Below are 16,430 nucleotides of genomic sequence, written 5' to 3'. Positions count from 1 at the left end.
ACGGCGCTCATGCGGCCCGCCGATCCGGCGTCCGACCGAGCAGCGCGACGAGACGCTCTCCCGGCGTCGCGTCCGCCGGGGCCCCGACCGCGCCGCCGAACGCGCCGCCGGGCTTGCCCAGCTTCCAGCGCTCGGCGAAGGACAGTGCGATCAGGGCGAGTTCGGGATCGATGGCGTCGGGCGCGCCGATCGTGCGGGCGACGTCCCAGGCGTGCACGAGGTTGTCGACGAAGTGCATCGCGATCGCGACCGAGCCCGGGAAGGACCCGAACTCCCGGATCAGCAACCTGCGTTCCGACACCTCGTCGCCGGCCAGCGCCGCCACGACGTCGACCGCCGTGGTGGCGAAGTCGACCCACGGGTCGTCGCCGAGCGAGTCGTCGCGCCAGGCGTCCGGTTCCGTACTGCCGCCGGCCGCGGCGACGAAGCCCCGATTCTCCGCGACCATGTGGCCGATCAGATCGCGCAGATCCCACCCGGCGCACGGTGTGGGCAGGTCCATCTGCCCGCTCCGGACCGACCGGAGGGTGTCCAGCGCGCACACGATCGCGCGGCGATGCAGCGCCCGCACGTCGAGAGCGCCGATCTCGGACCCGACGGCGGCGAGCGTGCCGCCGCCGGGTGCCTTGGTTTCGATCATGGATGTGCCCCTTGAGTCGCTCGATGGGTCGATGGCACGTGTGGTCGGTCGCGGGAGCGGCCGGGTCGGCGCACAACGACCCGAAATAGCCCGGAGCGGCCGGCAAGCCGGTCGAGCAGCAGCCATCCCTGGCAAAACTGCACGACCGGTCGTACTATTTATCGAGCACCGAGAGGCTGTCAAGACGGACCGGGAGATAATCGACGCCGATCGGCCGACCGGCCGACGTGCCGGCCGGCGGAGCGAGGAGTGGTCGTGAGCGCGTCTCCGACGGATGGGCGGGTCCGCAAGGGCGACCGGACCCGGCAGGCGATCGTCCGGCGCGCCGCGGACATCGCGTCCGTGGAGGGGCTCGAAGGCCTCTCCATCGGTCGGCTCGCGGGCGACCTGGAGATCAGCAAGAGCGGGGTGTTCGCGCACTTCGGGTCGAAGGAGGAACTCCAGCTCGCCGCGATCGGCGCGGCCACCGACATCTACATCGAGCACGTCGTGGCACCCGCACAGGCCGAGCCGGCCGGCCTGCTCCGGCTCTGGCGGCTGACCGAGGGCTGGATCGCCTACTCCCGCGACCGGGTCTTCCCCGGCGGCTGCTTCTTCTTCAACACCTCGGCCGAGTTCGACGCACGACCGGGCCGGGTCCGCGACGCGCTGGCGCGATCGTGGCGAGGATGGCGCGAACTCCTGATCGCCGAGGCCGAAGCCGCAAAGACCACCGGCGAGGCCCCCGCCGACCTCGACGCGGCCCAACTCGTCTTCGAACTGATCGCGTTCCTGGAAACCGCCAACGGCATCAGCATGCTCCACGACGACAAAAGCGCCTACGCCCGAGCCACGACCGCCATCCGCACCCGCCTCCTCACCACCGCCACCAACCCAGCCGCCCTCACCCCCCACCTCCACCCATGACAGTGACAGGCAACACGCGGGCGTGGGCGTGATGCGTCGTGTGCGTGGGGGGGTGGACTGGAGTGGAGTGGGGGTATTGGACTGCTGATTACAGAATCTGTTAGCGTTCTTGTATGGCTCGACCACGGCAGTTCGACGAGGAGCAGGCGGTGCAGGCGGCGCTCGAGGCGTTTTGGGCGACCGGCTACGAGGCGACGTCGACGCAGGATCTGTGTGACGCGACCGGGTTGGGCCGTAGCAGCATCTACAACACCTTCAGCAGCAAGCACGATCTGTTCCTGCGGGCGCTGCGCCGCTACATCGAGCACATGACGTCCATTCAGGTCGCGAACCTGGAGAGCGATCGGCCCGTCCACGACAAGATCCGCGACCTGTTGGCCGCGATCGTGATCGACGAGGACGAGGAGACCGGCGACCGGCGGGGCTGCCTGGTCGTGAACACCGCGATCGAACTCGCGGGCCGCGACCCGGAGGTGGCCTCGCTGCTCAAGCGCGACTACCAGCGCCGGCATGCCGCCATCAAGGCGGCCATCGACGTCGGCCGGCTCGACGGCGACGTGGATCCGGCCAAGGACGCCGACGCCCTCGCGCACACCGTGATCGGTACGGTCTCGGCCATCCGCCTGGCCTCGCGCAGCGGCGTGAACCGCGCGGGCCTGGACGCGATCGCGAACACGACCCTCGGCCTGCTGTAGGACACCGCCACCACACACGGTCACGACCGACCCGACGGACGACGCCGCGCACGCCGACACTCCCGCGCCCCACACCCATGCGCCCACGCACCCGCCGCGGTTCACGCATGCCCATGTTTTGAACTGTTCATTACAAAATCAGATCCACCCACCCGCACATCCACCGACTCGGGAGTCCCCGTGCCCCTAGCCGTCTACATCCTCGGCCTCGGCATATTCGCCCAAGGCACCTCGGAGTTCATGCTCTCCGGGCTGCTCGAGACCATGGCCGACGATCTCGGCGTGTCCATCCCCGACGCCGGCCTGCTGATCTCGGCCTTCGCCGTCGGCATGGTCATCGGCGCGCCGCTGCTCGCGGTCGCCACGCTGCAATGGCCGCGCCGTACCGCGCTGATCGCGTTCCAGGTCGTCTTCATCCTCGGCCACGTGGTCGGCGCGCTCGCGCCCGGCTACTGGCTCGTGCTGGCCACCCGCTTCGTGAGCGCCGTCGCGTACGCCGGCTTCTGGGCCGTCGCCGCCGTCACCGCGCTCGGCCTGGTCGCGTCGAACGCGAAGGCCAAGGCGATGGCCGTGGTGGCGGGCGGCCTGTCGCTGGCCACCGTCGTCGGCCTCCCGCTCGGCACCATGATCGGCAACTGGGCCGGGTGGCGCGCGGCATTCTGGGCGGTCGCCGCACTCACCGCGCTGAGCACCGTGGCGGTGTACATGGTCCTGCCGCCCGGGCGCCCCACGGACGAGGCGCCGCGCTCGGTACGTACCGAACTGCGCTCGATGCGGCGGCCACGACTCTGGGTCGCCTACGCGACGACCGCGTTCAGCTTCGGCGCCGTGGTCGCCGTCTTCAGCTACTTGGGCACGATGTTGACCAACACCACCGGCATCGGCGAGGCGTGGGTACCGCTCGTCCTGTCCTGGTACGGCGTGGGCGCGGTGGTCGGGATCACCATGGGCGGCCGGGTGGCCGACGAGCACCCGTTCGGCACGCTGTACGCGAGCATCGGCACCATCGTGGTCGTGTCGATCCTGCTCGCGCTCACCGCCGAGAACGTCCCGGTCACCCTCGTCCTGGTCTTCCTCCTCGGACTCGCCGGCTTCGCGGCCAACCCGGCCGTCAACGCCCGGGTGTTCGCCATCGCGGCCGACGCGCCCACGCTGGCCGGCGCGACCAACACGGCGTCGTTCAACGTCGGCATCACCATCGGCCCGCTCCTGGGCGGTCGGGTGATCGCGGCGGGCTTCGACTACGCCGCCGTCGCCTGGGTCGGCGCGGGCCTGGGCCTGGCCGGACTGGCCGCCGCCCGGATCGACTCGCGCATGCGTACCCGAGCCCGCACGGACGAGCCCGAGACGCCGACCGTCGCGACACCGGAGCCGGCCGGGCTCTCGGCGTAGCGGAACGCGAGGGCGAACGCGAACGCGAACGCGAGGGCGAACGCGCACGCGCACGCGCACCGATACCCAGCGCACACCACGACGAACAACCCGACAACCCGCCGCCTGCCCGCCCGAATCCGCGCCACGACGTGACCGTCCCGTCGCATCCCGCGACGGGACGGTCCGATGCGCCTGACGTGGCATCAGATCCCTTGATTTCCCCGGGCTTCGGGGCTGCCGGCCGGCTTGTCGGCGGGTCTAATCTGATGGCCTGCTTCCGATGGTCCGTTTTCGGTCAAACGGGTGGATAGCGCCCGTCTAGGACAGGACGGTTAGCCATGGCCACCATCGATCCCGCAAGACCCGACTCGTCCGAACCGCCGCTGCGTCGCGCGGCCGGCGAGAAGGGCCTCAAGACCGGCGCGCTGAGCCTCGCTTCCAGTGTCGTGATCGGACTCGCCTCCACCGCACCGGCCTACAGCATCGCCGCGACGCTCGGCATCATCGTGGCAGGCGTCGGTCTCCAGTCGCCGATCGTCATGGTCCTGGCCTTCATCCCGATGTTCCTGATCGCCTACGGCTACAAGGAACTCAACGAGGACACCCCCGACTGCGGCACCACGTTCACGTGGGGATCGCGTACGTTCGGCCCGATGACCGGCTGGATGGGCGGCTGGGCGATCATCGTCGCGGACGTCATCGTCATGGCCAACCTCGCGCAGATCGCGGGCGAGTACGGCTTCCAACTGATCGGCGCCTACGGCCTGGCCGAGGACACCTTCTGGACGACGTTCGCCGGTGTCGTGTGGATCGTCCTGATGACCTGGATCTGCTACGTCGGCATCGAACTGTCCGCGAACCTCCAGAAGGTGCTGCTGACCATCGAGGTCGTGGTCCTGGTCGCGCTCGGCCTGACCGCGCTGTGGAAGGTCTACCTCGGCAACGCGCCGGACGGCTCGGTACACATCGCCTGGTCCTGGTTCAACCCGTTCGAGATCGACTCGATCGACGCGCTGACCAAGGGCGTCCTGGCCGCGGTGTTCATCTACTGGGGGTGGGACACCGCCGTCGCGATCAACGAGGAGACCGCCGACACCAAGCACACGCCCGGTCGGGCCGCGGTGATCTCGACCGTGCTGCTGCTCCTGATCTACGTACTGATCAGCACCTCGGCACTGTCCTTCGCGGGCGCCGGCGACACCGGCGGCGGCCTGGCCAATCCGGACAACTCCGGGGACGTGCTGTCCGGGCTCGGATCGAGCGTGTTCGGCACCGAGGGGTTCGGCTGGTTCATGGCCAAGCTGCTCGTGTTCATGGTGCTGACCTCCTCGGCCGCGTCCACCCAGACCACGATCCTGCCGACCGCGCGCACCGCGCTGTCGATGGCCGCGCACCGGGCCATCCCGGAGAAGTTCGCCCGGGTGCACAGCAGGAACCTGGTGCCGACCTGGTCCACGGTCGGGATGGGTATCGCGTCGGTGGCCTTCTACGTGGCGATCACCCGAGTCAGCACCAACGTGCTGACCGACTCGATCGGCTCGATCGGGCTGGCCATCGCGTTCTACTACGGCATCACCGGTTTCGCGTGCGTGTGGTTCTACCGACGCGTACTCACCCGCAGCCGGCGCGACCTGATCACCAAGGGCGTCATGCCGGGCCTGGGCGGCGCGCTGCTGGCGTACTTCTTCGTCGACGCGTGCCTCGTGTACGCGGACAAGGACTACGGCACGACCTATTGGACCCTGCCGTTCCCGCCGCACTGGCAACTGGGCGGGGTGTTCCTGACCGGGATCGGCGCGCTGCTCCTGGGGGCCGTGTTGATGCTCGGGTACCGGTTCGCGCATCCGGCCTTCTTCCGCGGCGAGACACTGCCGCGCGCGGTGGCCGAGCCGGATCCGCCGCCCGCGCCGGTCACGCCCGCGGGGTCGGGCGGATCCACCGGATCGAGCGGGCCGGGCGGATCGACCGGGCCGGGCGGTCCGACGGATCGCTGACCCGGGTCGGTGGGCCCGTCCCGGAAGTCGGGCCCACCACCCGTCAATGCTCGCGGAACTGTTCCAACACCCGCCGGTCCCGCTTCGTCGGGCGGCCCGCGCCACGATCGCGCCGGGCGACCACGACCACCTCTTCGCGGGGCGGCGGCGGGGGGCTGTTGTCGATCAGACACTCGGCGGCCACGGGCGGCCCGACCCGCTTGCGGACGATGCGCTTGACCACCACGATCCGCTCGTGGCCGTCCTGACGCACCCGCACCTCGTCGCCGACCCTGATCGACTGGGCGGGCTTCACCTTGTCGCCGTTGACCCGCACGTGCCCGGCCTTGCAGGCCGCGGCGGCGAGCGAGCGGGTCTTGGTCAGGCGCACGGACCAGATCCAACTGTCGACCCGTACGGTCCCCTCGTCTGTTGTTGCCATGACCCGACTCTAGAACGAGAACCTCCGTCGTGGCCCGGGACGCCCTCGTTCCGGGCCGCCCGCCGCACGGTCCGCCCGCCTTCCGGCCCGGCCGCCGCACGGTCCGCTCGCGTTCCGGCCCGGCCGCCTCGGCCCGCCCACACTTCGCCCCGCCCGCCTCGCGACCCCTCCGCTCCCCGGTCGACCGCCTCCCCGGTCGACCGATGTCGGCCGGCGCCGGCACCGTGTGCGGCATCGCGTGCCGACGCGTCGTCGGGAGCGATCGGGCATGGGCATGGGAGGCGCGGGAGCGGTGGGGACCGAATGACCGAGTGGGCGAAGCTGCACAAACTGATCGAGGCCGAAGACGCGCGCGCGGTCGGCGCGGCCCTGCGCGGCCTCGATGCCGCCGGGCGCAAGGCGCTGGTCGCGCCGCTCGTCGCCTATGAACGTGCCGAACGGCGTGGCGGCACCCGGCCCTGGCGCCGCCGACCCGCGTTGGCCGTGGCCGGCGCGGCGGTACTGCCGGGAGCCGTGCCCCTGGCCGCGTGGCTGGGCCGGAACCCGCTGCGCACGTGGTCTGACGAGATCACCGACGAGGTCGGCGTGGAGCTGGTGATGGCCGCGCTGTCGGATCGGGCGCCGAATTGGCTGCCGGTGCTGATGACCCGCCTGGCCGAGCGGTTGCCCGTGCGCGAGGAGGAGCGGCAGCGCTACCTCCTGGTCGAGGCGCTGGCGGCGGCGACCGGGACGCCTCCGCCGCTGAGCGACGGCTACCTGCTGGCCTGGCTCCGCGAGCCGTGGAACAGCAACCTCCTGTCGCCTCGCGGTTTGTCGATCTCCGCCTCCTTGATCTCCGCCTCTTCGATCTCCGCTTCGTCGATGCCCGCCTCGTCGACCCTTGCCTCGGTAGGGAGTTCCCGCCTGCCCGCCGACCGCGACCGAAGCGCGGCACTCCTGCTGCGGTTGTTCGAGGTCGACGGCGTGGGCGTGCTCTTCGACCGGTGGCCGACCTGGCCGGCGTCCTTCCCGGACCTGATCGCGCAGGGCCGGGTCGCCCGGGCGGACGTGATCGCCGCGTGCGTCGCCCGACTCGGTCGGCCCGGGCGACCCGCCGAACTGGCGGGCCATCTGCGGGTGTTCGACGCACTCGACCTCACACCCGAGGAGATCACGGCACACGCCCGGGAGTTGACGGGCCTGCTCACGATGGCGCCGGGCCCGGTGGCGAACGTCGCGCTGGCCGCGCTGATCCCGGCCGATCACACCCGGGTGCTGCCCGCGGATCTTGCCCTGGACGCCGTCGGTGCCGCGTGCACCCGGACCGAGAAGAAGATCGTCCGCGCCGCGCTGGGATGGCTGGACACGGTGACCGGGCGCGACCCGGCGACCCACGCGGGTGCGGCGCTGTCGGTGCTCGCCGCCACGTTCGGGCCGCAGGCGGCGGATCTCCAGCAGCGGGCCGTCTCCTCGGCGCTGCGCTGGATCGCGCACGCCGACCGTCGGACTCGGGACGAACTGCTGGCCGCCGCCTCCGGGTTGCCTGCGGATCAGCGGGACAGGCTGGGTGCCGGGCGCGATTCGGCCACACCGGCACCGCTCCCGCTGCCCGAGTTCGTGCCCGAGGAGATACCGCCGCCGATCGTGGATCCGATCGAGTTGGCGGTGGAGGTCGCGGCGCTGGCGGCGCGCAACAACCGTGCCGAGCCCGACCCGGTCGCGATCGAGCGGGTACTCGCCGCACTGGTCGCGCTCGGCGCCACCGATCGAGCGGGATTGCGCGCCGCGCTGGAACCGGTCTGCGCGCGATTCCCGTACCTGCCGGACGAACTTCCCGAGGCGACCGCCGACGACCCCTACCAACCCCCGCCGCATGCCGACGTGTTGATGCACGTGGTGGTCGCGGCCATCGCACCCGCCCGGGGCGGGCCCGGAGACCCCTATCCCGGTGTCGACCCGACGCCCGGCGAGCAGCACTGGCGGGCCTTGCTGCGGCGGCCGAAGTCGACGCCGCTGCACGAGGTGTACGCCCGCCGGCTGCGCGCGATAGCGGTCGGCATGGCCTACGCGCCCCGGCCGATCCTGCTGTCCGCGCCCACCGCCGTGAACGGCCTGATCGACCCGGTCGCGCTCGTCGATCGGCTGAGCCGCGCGGCAGCCGAGGGATGGCGGCCCTGGCCGTTCGACCTGGAACACGCGCTGCGGCGGCTGCCGATCGATCCGGAGCCCGAACTCGCCGCGCGGGCAGCGGCATTGGGCACGCCTGAGGGAGACCGGGCGGCGCTGCGACTGGCCGCCGGACACGAGCCCTCGGCCGGGCCGGCCCAGGTCGTGCGGAGGTCCACCGATCGTGGTCGGTACGGATACCGGAACGCCGAGCCGCTGACCTCGACCCTCGCCACGGTGCCCACCGGCACCCGACTCGGGCTCGGCACACCCGAGCAATGGCTTCTGGACGGCTACGACCACCTGGCCGGCGCGCGCTGGGCGTCCTGCCTGCCGTCCTTCCTGCCGGTCGATCGGGACCTGATCGCCGCCCACCTGGTACCGCAGTTCGCCCATCGCACCAGGTCCGGTCGCGGCGACGGGCACCTGCTGCCCAGGCTCGCCGGCGCGGACGGACCGTTCGGCGCCGGGCTCGCCCTCGCCCTGGTCCACGGCCTCAACGCCCGCGACCGCACCGACCGTACGCACGCCACGGACGCGCTGGCCATCCTCGCGGCCCGCGGCCGGCTGGACGGCGCCCACCTCGGCGACCTGCTGGGCCGGATGACCGCCGACGGCGAACTCACCCTGACCCGCGTCGTCCCGGCCCTGCGCGAACTCGCCGACGCGGGCGCGGCCCGCCCTGTATGGGACCTCCTCCGCGCCGCCCTCCCGCACACCCTGGCCGCCGCGCCTTCACCCACCCGCCACGCCGACCTCCTCGAACTGGCCGTCCACGTGGCCGCCACCACCGGCGCCCGAGACTCCGTCCCCGGCCTCCCCGAAGCCGCCGCCCCCGGCCCCTCCCGCACCCGCACCGAAGCCCGCCGCCTACTCACCACCCTGACCGGGCCCTGAACTCGACGGCCGCGGGGGCCGGATCCGGCGCCGGCTCCCGTCGGCGGGCCGGCCCCGCCCGGAGGCCGCGGCCGGCCCTCGATCTCGGCCGGGCCCTCCCCCTCAGTCCTCCCGGACGCCGGAGCGCACACGTTTGGCGATCGTGGTCAGGAAGGGATCCTCCATCGACGCGAGGGGTTGGTCGTGGATCATGTAGGTCCAGGTGGAGCTGGGGCGTTGCACGTCGGAACGTTCGGTGTCCAGGCCGGATGCGGTGATGTGCGCGGTGTCCAGGCGGTCGGCCGCGGCGGTTCGGGCGCGGGAGATCAGCGGGACGAAGGCGCGTTGCGTTTCGGCGTGGAACGCGTCGATCGGATTCTGCCGGCCGAGCGCGCGCAGGTGGATGCCCTCGCGCAGATCGGCGGTGCGGGCCAGGTGCTCGCTCCAGGCCTCGTCCAGTTCGTACAGGAGGAGCTGTCGGGCGGCCTCGGCCAGGACCGATTCGCCCACCTCGTCCAGGAGTTCGGCCCAGCGCTCGGGGCGCAGCCCGGCCAGGACGCGCGCCGCCTCGTCGCCGTGCAGGACGCGGTGGCGCACTTCCAGCACCTCCTCGCGCTGGAGCCGGAGTTGCCGGTTGTAGCGCCACGTGGTGCGGTGGCCGTCGAGCAGCGTGCCCTCGGCCACCCGCTGGGCCTGCTCGACCCAGCGGCGCACCGAGGCGTCCCGGATGCGGCCGTCGGCCTCCACTCGCGTGGGCCGAGGCGGCGGGTCGAAGGCGTGTCGGGTGATGGATTCGTCGTCCAGGCTGGTCAGGAAGACCGACGTGCCCGGGTCGCCCTGCCGGCCGGCCCGGCCGCGCAACTGGTCGTCCAGGCGGCGGGTGGGGTAGCGGCCGACGCCGACGACGAGCAACCCGCCGAGTTCGGCGACCCGTTCGTGGTCGGCGCCGTCGATCCCGCCGAGCCGGATGTCCGTGCCGCGCCCGGCCATCTGGGTGGACACGGTGATCGCCCCGACCACTCCGGCGTCCGCGATGATCGCCGCCTCCCGGCTGTCGTCCCGGGCGTTGAGCACCGCGCAGCGCAGCCCCGACTCCCGCAGCGCGGCGCCGATCTGCTCGGACTTGGCCACGTCCCGGGTGCCGATCAGGATCGGTCGACCGGTGGCGTGGGTGCGTTCGATCAGGTCGATCAGCGCGGCGTCGCGCGCGTGATCGCTCGCGTACAGCCGATCCGGCTCGTCGACGCGCACGCACGGCACGTTCGGCGGCAGGTCGCCGGTCTCCAGTCGGTAGAACTCGCGGAGCTGCTCGGCCACGATCACCGCGGTGCCGGTCATCCCGGCCACCGTGGGATAGCCGCCGATCAGGTCCTGGACGATCATCTGGTCCAGCACCTCGCCGCGTGGACCGGCGACCAGGCCCTCCTTGGCCTCCACCGCCGCGTGCAGGCCGTCGGGCCAGCGTTGCCGCTGCGCCACCCGCCCGCGGTTGGCGTCCACCAGGCTGATCCGGCCCTCGCGGACCAGGTAGTCGACGTCACGACGCAGCAGCACACTCGCGTACAGCGCGACGTTGACCTGGGACAGGCGCGTGTCCATGCCGAGCGCGAACAGGTTGTCCACTCCGAGCGCGCGTTCCACCTCGCTCACGCCCGCGTCGGTGAGGTGCACGGTCATGCCGTCCGGCTCGGCCTCGTAGTGCCGCCCCTCGACCAGGTCCGCGACCACCCGGGCGGCCTCGGCCTCGTCCGGGCCCGAGGCCACACCGCCGGCCAGGACGAGCGGGATCCGGGCCTCGTCGATCAGCACCGCGTCGGCCTCGTCGACGATCGCCACGTCCGGCTCGGGAAGCACCAACTGCGAGGCGTCGGTGCGCAATCGATCGCGCAACGTGTCGAAGCCGACCTCACCGACCGCGACGTGTACGACGTCTTGGGCGTAGGCCGTCCGCCGCTGCGCGTGGCCGGCGTCCTGGGTCACGTGGGCGACGCGTACGCCCAGGAGTTCGTAGATCGGCCGCATCCATTCCGCGTCGCGGCGGGCCAGGTAGTCGTTGACGGACAACACGTGCACCCGCCGGCCCTGCATCGCGAACCCGGCCGCGGCCAACGCGCCCACCAGGGTCTTGCCCTCGCCGGTGGCCATCTCCACCACCGTGCCGCGGAGCAGGCTCAGCACACCCAGGAGCTGTACGTCGAAGGCGCGTTCCCCCAGCGTGCGATAGCCGGCCTCACGGCCCAGCGCGCACAGCTCGACCAGCGCGTCGTCGTCCCACGCAGCCGTCGCGGCCCGGGTCCGCAGCGCGTCCGCCGCCGCCCGCAGCCGCGCGTCGGAGAGTTCGCGCAGCGCCGACTCGCGTTCCCCCGCGCGCCGCACCAGCGGGCGCAGACTGGTCGGGGCCACCGTTCCGGGTCTGCCCAGGAAGCGACGTACGGATCGGGTGAGAGCACCGGACGATCCCACTGGGCCTCCACTTCCGCGGGCGCGTGCGCACCCGTGTCGTCTTGGGTACGCCGGTCGCCGTGCGATGGGCAACCGCGCCCCACGCACCGCGTCCCGCACACCGACACCATCGCGTCGGCCCGCGCCCGGCCCGACGGCTCGGCCCGGTGCAGCCGACCGAACAACGAAGCGAGCCGTGCGCCTGTTCCCCCTCGGCGGCCGGAACCCGATGGTGATTCCCGGAGGCGATGGCCGCGCTCCCGGCCGCGCGGCGGTCCGATCCCGCGCCGGCGAGGTCGCCGCGCGTGGGCACCCGGCACCTGGGCCACCCACCGCCCCCGGGCACCACCCCCGGTCACCCCTCCCGGGCACCCTCGCGCCCGCCGGCTCAGTCGGCCAGGAAGTCCGCTCGCAGTCGGGTCAGGATGCGAGTGAGCAATCGGGACACGTGCATCTGCGAGATCCCGAGCCGTTCGCCGATCTGGGCCTGGGTCAACTCCTCGCCGAAGCGCATCGACACGATGGCCCGGTCGCGTTCCGGCAGCGCGGCCAGCAACGGCTTGAGCACATGCAGGTTCTCCGCGGTCTCGAAGCCGGGGTCGACGAACGAGGACCGCGTGGCGTAGCTCTCCGTCGGACCGTCGTCACCGGCCGGCGCGTCCAGCGACGCGGCCGAATATCCGGCGGCGGCCGTCAGCCCCTCGGTGACCTCCTGGACGCTGAGGCCGAGCCGCTCGGCCAACTCCCCCGGCGTCGGCTCCCGGTCGAACTCGCACGTGAACGCGTCCCGGGCGCGCGCCAGTTCGAGCCGCAGCTCCTGAAGTCGGCGCGGTACGTGCACGGCCCAACTGGTGTCCCGGAAGAAGCGCTTGATCTCACCCGAGATGGTGGGGATCGCGAAGGTCGGGAACTCGGTCCCGAACGACGCGTCGAAGCGGTCGATCGCCTTGATCAGCCCGATCGTGCCGACCTGGACCATCTCCTCGGTCGACTCGTGCCGCGAGCGATAGCGGGCGGCCACGAACCGGACCAGCGGGATGTTGAGTTCGATCAGGGTGTTACGCACGTACTGGTACTCGTGCGTGCCCTCCTCCAGCACCCGCAGTCGATCGAAGAGCACCTTGGACATCGCGCGCGCGTCGCTCGCGGTGACCTCCGCCATGTCTTCGACGGCCGGCAACTCGACGATCGGCACCTCGACTGTCTCCGACGCGCCGGGAGACGCGCAGCGAATGGCCTCCACGGCGGCTATGGACGCGGTGTCGGTGCCCGGGTTCATGGTCGACCTCCCCCTCTGTGTCGTACGTGTCCGTGGTGCATATGTCTGTGACATACCGGTCTGTGATGTATTTGTCCGTGGTGTACTCGTCCGTGTCCCCACGTCCGTGCCCCACATGGTGCGTGATGAGCGGTGCCCGGCCATAATTGCCCCGCCACTTTGCACGTACACGTGTTCGCCCCGGAAATATCCGGGACGTGCCCGGGGCGGGTCGTCGATCCCCCATCGGGCTCCGCGGCGTGAGCGCAGCGAGGAGCCCGCAGGACGGACGCGGTGCCGGGCGTCGTGGAGTCCGGCGGGGGATCGACGACCCGCCCTAGGCGCGGGTCGCGCTCGACCTGCCCAGGAGCACCCACAGCAGGAACGGTCCTCCGAGCACCGTGCCGACCACGCCGACCGGGATCTCCGCACCGTCCAACAGGATTCGGCCGAGCATGTCGGCCAGCACGATCAGGATCGCGCCGACCAGCATCGATCCGAGGATCGGCACCCGCAGCGGCCCGGCCAGCCGGCCGGCGATCATCGGCGCGGCCAGCGCGACGAAGCCCACCGGTCCGCAGATCCCGACCGCCAGCCCGGCCAGGCACACCGCCGCGATCAGGCAGATCATCCGGATCCGGGCCGGGTCCACACCCAGCGAGGCGGCGGTGGAGTCGTCGAAGCGCAGCACGTCCAACTTGCGGCCGAGCACGAGCGCGAGCGGGACCAGCACGGCCAAGCCGATCAGTACCGGCCCGGCCACGTCGTAGCCGCGCCCGTTCAGGCTGCCCGAACTCCACACGTACAGCGCACTGGCCGAGTTGAGCGAGCGTCGGGACAGCACCACCTGGGTGATCGCCGAGGCCAGCGCGGACAACGCGAGGCCCACCACCAGGACCCGATATCCGCGTTGACCCAGACCGCCGGCGACCGCGGTGACCACCACGACGGCGACCATCGCGCCGATCGGTCCGGCCCACCACGCGCCGAAGGTGCCGCTCGCACTGAACGTCACGGAGATCAGCACGGCCGCGGTCGCGCCGTCGTTGACACCGAGCAACTCCGGTGTGGCCAAACGGTTTCGGGCCAGAGTCTGGGTCAGGCAGCCCGCGACGCCCAGCGCCGCGCCCGCCGCGACCCCGGCGATGATCCGGCCGAGCCGGAACTCCCGGACGAGCAGCACGTCGAAGTGGTCGCCGCGGCCGAAGACCGCGTTGAAGGTGCGGACCAGGCCCAGTTCGCGCTGTCCGGAGTAGACGGACACGACGACCGCGCCGACCAGGGCGACGGCCAGCAAGGTCGTGGTCAGCACGGCCCGTCCGGGCAGCAGCAGCGACAGGCCGCCCCGGCGCAGCACCAGGTGTTCGGGCACCGTGCGCAGCCGGCGCGGCAGTCGGGCGAGCAGTGCCCGCGGCGGCCGGAGCGGTGAGCGGCGGGTGCCGCGGGTGACCGGCTCGGCGGTGGCCGGGTCGGTCAGGCCGAGCGCGCCCAGCCGCCGCGAGCGCACGACGCCGATCAGCAGCGGTGCGCCGATCAGGGCGACGATCATCGAGACCGGGGCCTCGAACGGCCGGGACACCACGCGGGCCACCACATCGGCGGCGGTCAGGACGCCCGCGCCGATCAGCGCCGCGAAGCACAGTTGCGCCGGGATCCGGGGGCCGACCATGGTGCGGGCGAGGAAGCCCGCGAGCAGGCCGAGGAAGGAGATCGGGCCGACCAGCGCGACCGAGGAGGCGGTGAGCAGGGTCACCGCCAGGGCGACCAGGACCCGGGTCGCCGCCGGGCGGTGGCCCAGGCTGCGGGCCAGGTCGTCGCCCAGGACCAGGGCGGACAACGAGCGCGAGGTCGCCAGGGCGATCGCGAACCCGACCGCGAGTACCGGGGACAGGCTGCCGAGCGACTCGAAGCCCTGGATGCCGGCCAGCGAGCCCAGCACCCAGAAGCGGAAGGTGTCGTACGCCTCGGCCGAGTTGACGATCAGCACGTTGGTGATGCCGCCGAAGGTCGCGCTCAGCGCCGCGCCGGCGAGTACCAGTCGCATCGGCGAACCGCCGCCGCGCTGACCGGAGATCAGCAGCACGAGCAGTCCGGCCACGGCCGAACCGGCGAACGCCCAGAGCAGGTAGCCGTATCCGGTCTGCACGCCGACCAGGGTGATGCCGAGTACGACGCCGAGCGAGGCGCCGGCGTTGACGCCGAGCAGGCCGGTCTCGGCGAGCGGGTTGCGGGTGACCGTCTGGAGCAGGCAGCCGGCCGTACCCAGCGCGGCGCCGGCGAGCAGCGCGGTGAGCGTGCGCGGGAGCCGCAGATCCCGGATGACCAGGGTCAGATGGCTGTCCGAGCGCGCGCCGCCCCGGTCGAAGAGGTAGTCGAACGCGCCGCGCGCGCCGACCTCGCCGGCCCCCACCGAGAGCGAGAGCCCGGCCAGCGCCAGCACACCGGCCACCAGCGCGATCGCCGGGAGCAGCACCGTGCGCCGGCCGTGCGGGTTCCTCGACGGGGCGTCGGGGCGATCGTCCGAGGCGGGCTCGGGCGTCGTGTCGACGGGGTCGCTCGCGAGACCCGCCGACTTTCCCGGAATCGGCTGATGCACAGTCATAAGGTGAGGCTAACCTAAGACGACCAGGCTCCTCGACGGGCTCCCGGACCCTCCCGGACGCCCGCCCGAACCCCACCGGGCACTCGTGAACGCGGCGCCGAGGCGCCGCCGTCGCGGGCATCCGAGCGGTGTTCCGCAGCGTGCGCGCCGGACGCGGGAGCCGGTCGGCCGCGCGGGTTCGAGTGACCCGAGGACACCCCCATCACCATCGACCACACGTGCGAAGTTAGGTTAGGCTCACCTAAGCCTCGACTCCGGGGTTGTGTTTGCCGAGGGGAATTTCGTGCACCCATCAGACCTCGCCGGCCGCGTCGCGGTGGTCACCGGCGCCGCGCAGGGCATCGGGGCCGCCGTCGTCCGGGCCCTCGTCGACCACGGTGCCACCGTCGCCGCCACCGACCGCGATCCGGTCGGTGTCAAGGCCCTGATGGCCGACGACGACACCGGCGCGGTGGTCGCCTACCCGCTCGACGTCACCGACGACCCGGCGGTCACCGCCACCGTGGCCGCGATCGAGCGGCACCTGGGCCCGATCGCGATCCTGGTCAACGTCGCGGGCGTGCTGCACACCTCGCCGGTGACCGAACTCACCGACCGGGCCTGGGCGGACACGTTCGCGGTCAACAGCACCGGGGTCTTCCACACCAGCCGCGCGGTGGCCGGTCCGATGGCCGAACGCGGCGCGGGCAGCATCGTCACGGTCGGCTCCAACGCGGCCGGCATCCCGCGCGCCGGGATGGCCGCGTACGCCGCGTCCAAGGCCGCCGCGACCATGTTCACGATGTGTCTGGGCCTGGAACTCGCGCGCAGCGGCGTGCGCTGCAACGTGGTCTCGCCCGGCTCCACCGACACCCCCATGCAACGCGCCCTGTGGACCGACGCGGACGCCCCGCGACGGGTGATCGAGGGCGACCTCGCCGGCTTCCGCACCGGGATCCCGCTGGGCCGGATCGCCGACCCCGCCGACATCGCCGAGGCGGTCGTCTTCCTCGCCTCGGACCGGGCCAAACAGATCACCATGCACAACATGTACGTCGACGGCGGCGCGACGCTGCACGTGTGACGGACCCTCAGCAC

General features: G+C 72.2%; 11 protein-coding genes. 6 read left to right on the top strand and 5 right to left on the bottom strand.

The window, feature by feature from the left end:
• Window positions 1-7: 7 nt before the first annotated feature.
• Entirely contained in the window at window positions 8-640 is a 633-nt protein-coding gene (locus ACWCPW_RS20410) for a TIGR03086 family metal-binding protein (RefSeq protein ID WP_449762984.1), read from the bottom strand.
• Between the two features lie 255 nt (window positions 641-895).
• Between ACWCPW_RS20410 and ACWCPW_RS20405 the strand changes: the two genes are divergently transcribed.
• The 4 genes from ACWCPW_RS20405 to ACWCPW_RS20390 all read left to right on the top strand — a co-directional run bounded on the left by ACWCPW_RS20405 (window position 896) and on the right by ACWCPW_RS20390 (window position 5,609).
• Window positions 896-1,546 (top strand): TetR/AcrR family transcriptional regulator, encoded by a 651-nt coding sequence (locus ACWCPW_RS20405; protein WP_449762983.1) that lies wholly within the window; start codon window positions 896-898, stop codon window positions 1,544-1,546.
• Window positions 1,547-1,659: 113 nt separating this feature from the next.
• The gene (locus tag ACWCPW_RS20400) at window positions 1,660-2,241 is read left to right on the top strand and encodes a TetR/AcrR family transcriptional regulator (RefSeq protein WP_449762982.1); all 582 of its coding nucleotides are present in this window, start codon (window positions 1,660-1,662) and stop codon (window positions 2,239-2,241) included.
• Between the two features lie 180 nt (window positions 2,242-2,421).
• Entirely contained in the window at window positions 2,422-3,633 is a 1,212-nt protein-coding gene (locus tag ACWCPW_RS20395) for a Cmx/CmrA family chloramphenicol efflux MFS transporter (protein WP_449762981.1), read from the top strand.
• A gap of 320 nt (window positions 3,634-3,953) precedes the next feature.
• Window positions 3,954-5,609 (top strand): APC family permease, encoded by a 1,656-nt coding sequence (locus tag ACWCPW_RS20390; RefSeq protein WP_449762980.1) that lies wholly within the window; start codon window positions 3,954-3,956, stop codon window positions 5,607-5,609.
• A 43-nt stretch (window positions 5,610-5,652) separates the two neighbouring features.
• On the opposite strand, the gene ACWCPW_RS20385 is transcribed toward ACWCPW_RS20390, so the two are convergent.
• Window positions 5,653-6,030 (bottom strand): RNA-binding S4 domain-containing protein, encoded by a 378-nt coding sequence (locus tag ACWCPW_RS20385; RefSeq protein WP_449762979.1) that lies wholly within the window; start codon window positions 6,028-6,030, stop codon window positions 5,653-5,655.
• 303 nt (window positions 6,031-6,333) lie between these two features.
• On the opposite strand from ACWCPW_RS20385, the gene ACWCPW_RS20380 reads away from it, so the two are divergent.
• Window positions 6,334-9,072, top strand: a complete 2,739-nt coding sequence (locus tag ACWCPW_RS20380) for a hypothetical protein (RefSeq protein WP_449762978.1) — start codon at window positions 6,334-6,336, stop codon at window positions 9,070-9,072.
• A 102-nt stretch (window positions 9,073-9,174) separates the two neighbouring features.
• Here the strand turns inward: ACWCPW_RS20380 and secA2 are convergent, their stop codons facing one another.
• From secA2 to fhuB, 3 genes are all read right to left on the bottom strand, one after another.
• On the bottom strand, window positions 9,175-11,514 hold the full coding sequence (gene secA2, locus ACWCPW_RS20375; RefSeq protein ID WP_449762977.1) for an accessory Sec system translocase SecA2: 2,340 nt from the start codon (window positions 11,512-11,514) through the stop codon (window positions 9,175-9,177).
• Between the two features lie 367 nt (window positions 11,515-11,881).
• A complete protein-coding gene (locus ACWCPW_RS20370; RefSeq protein WP_449762976.1) occupies window positions 11,882-12,772 on the bottom strand; it encodes a SigB/SigF/SigG family RNA polymerase sigma factor in 891 nt (296 codons plus the stop codon).
• A gap of 316 nt (window positions 12,773-13,088) precedes the next feature.
• Window positions 13,089-15,353 carry a Fe(3+)-hydroxamate ABC transporter permease FhuB gene (fhuB, locus tag ACWCPW_RS20365; RefSeq protein WP_449762975.1) on the bottom strand — a complete coding sequence of 755 codons (2,265 nt, stop codon included), beginning with the start codon at window positions 15,351-15,353 and terminating at the stop codon, window positions 13,089-13,091.
• 283 nt (window positions 15,354-15,636) lie between these two features.
• Here fhuB and ACWCPW_RS20360 point away from each other — a divergent pair, with 283 nt between their 5' ends.
• Window positions 15,637-16,416, top strand: a complete 780-nt coding sequence (locus ACWCPW_RS20360) for a 2,3-dihydro-2,3-dihydroxybenzoate dehydrogenase (RefSeq protein ID WP_449762974.1) — start codon at window positions 15,637-15,639, stop codon at window positions 16,414-16,416.
• Window positions 16,417-16,430: the final 14 nt, after the last annotated feature.

Source organism: Embleya sp. NPDC001921 (assembly GCF_053594475.1).
Note: the sequence above shows the minus strand (reverse complement) of the source record. Positions and strands in the feature narration are given on the sequence as shown.

Bases quoted from the DNA above. Each gene is read 5' to 3' on its own strand.
- fhuB (WP_449762975.1), bottom strand. From the start codon at position 15,353: ATGACTGTGCATCAGCCGATTCCGGGAAAGTCGGCGGGTCTCGCGAGC.
- ACWCPW_RS20400 (WP_449762982.1), top strand. From the start codon at position 1,660: ATGGCTCGACCACGGCAGTTCGACGAGGAGCAGGCGGTGCAGGCGGCG.
- ACWCPW_RS20380 (WP_449762978.1), top strand. From the start codon at position 6,334: ATGACCGAGTGGGCGAAGCTGCACAAACTGATCGAGGCCGAAGACGCG.
- ACWCPW_RS20385 (WP_449762979.1), bottom strand. From the start codon at position 6,030: ATGGCAACAACAGACGAGGGGACCGTACGGGTCGACAGTTGGATCTGG.
- ACWCPW_RS20370 (WP_449762976.1), bottom strand. From the start codon at position 12,772: ATGAACCCGGGCACCGACACCGCGTCCATAGCCGCCGTGGAGGCCATT.
- ACWCPW_RS20410 (WP_449762984.1), bottom strand. From the start codon at position 640: ATGATCGAAACCAAGGCACCCGGCGGCGGCACGCTCGCCGCCGTCGGG.
- ACWCPW_RS20390 (WP_449762980.1), top strand. From the start codon at position 3,954: ATGGCCACCATCGATCCCGCAAGACCCGACTCGTCCGAACCGCCGCTG.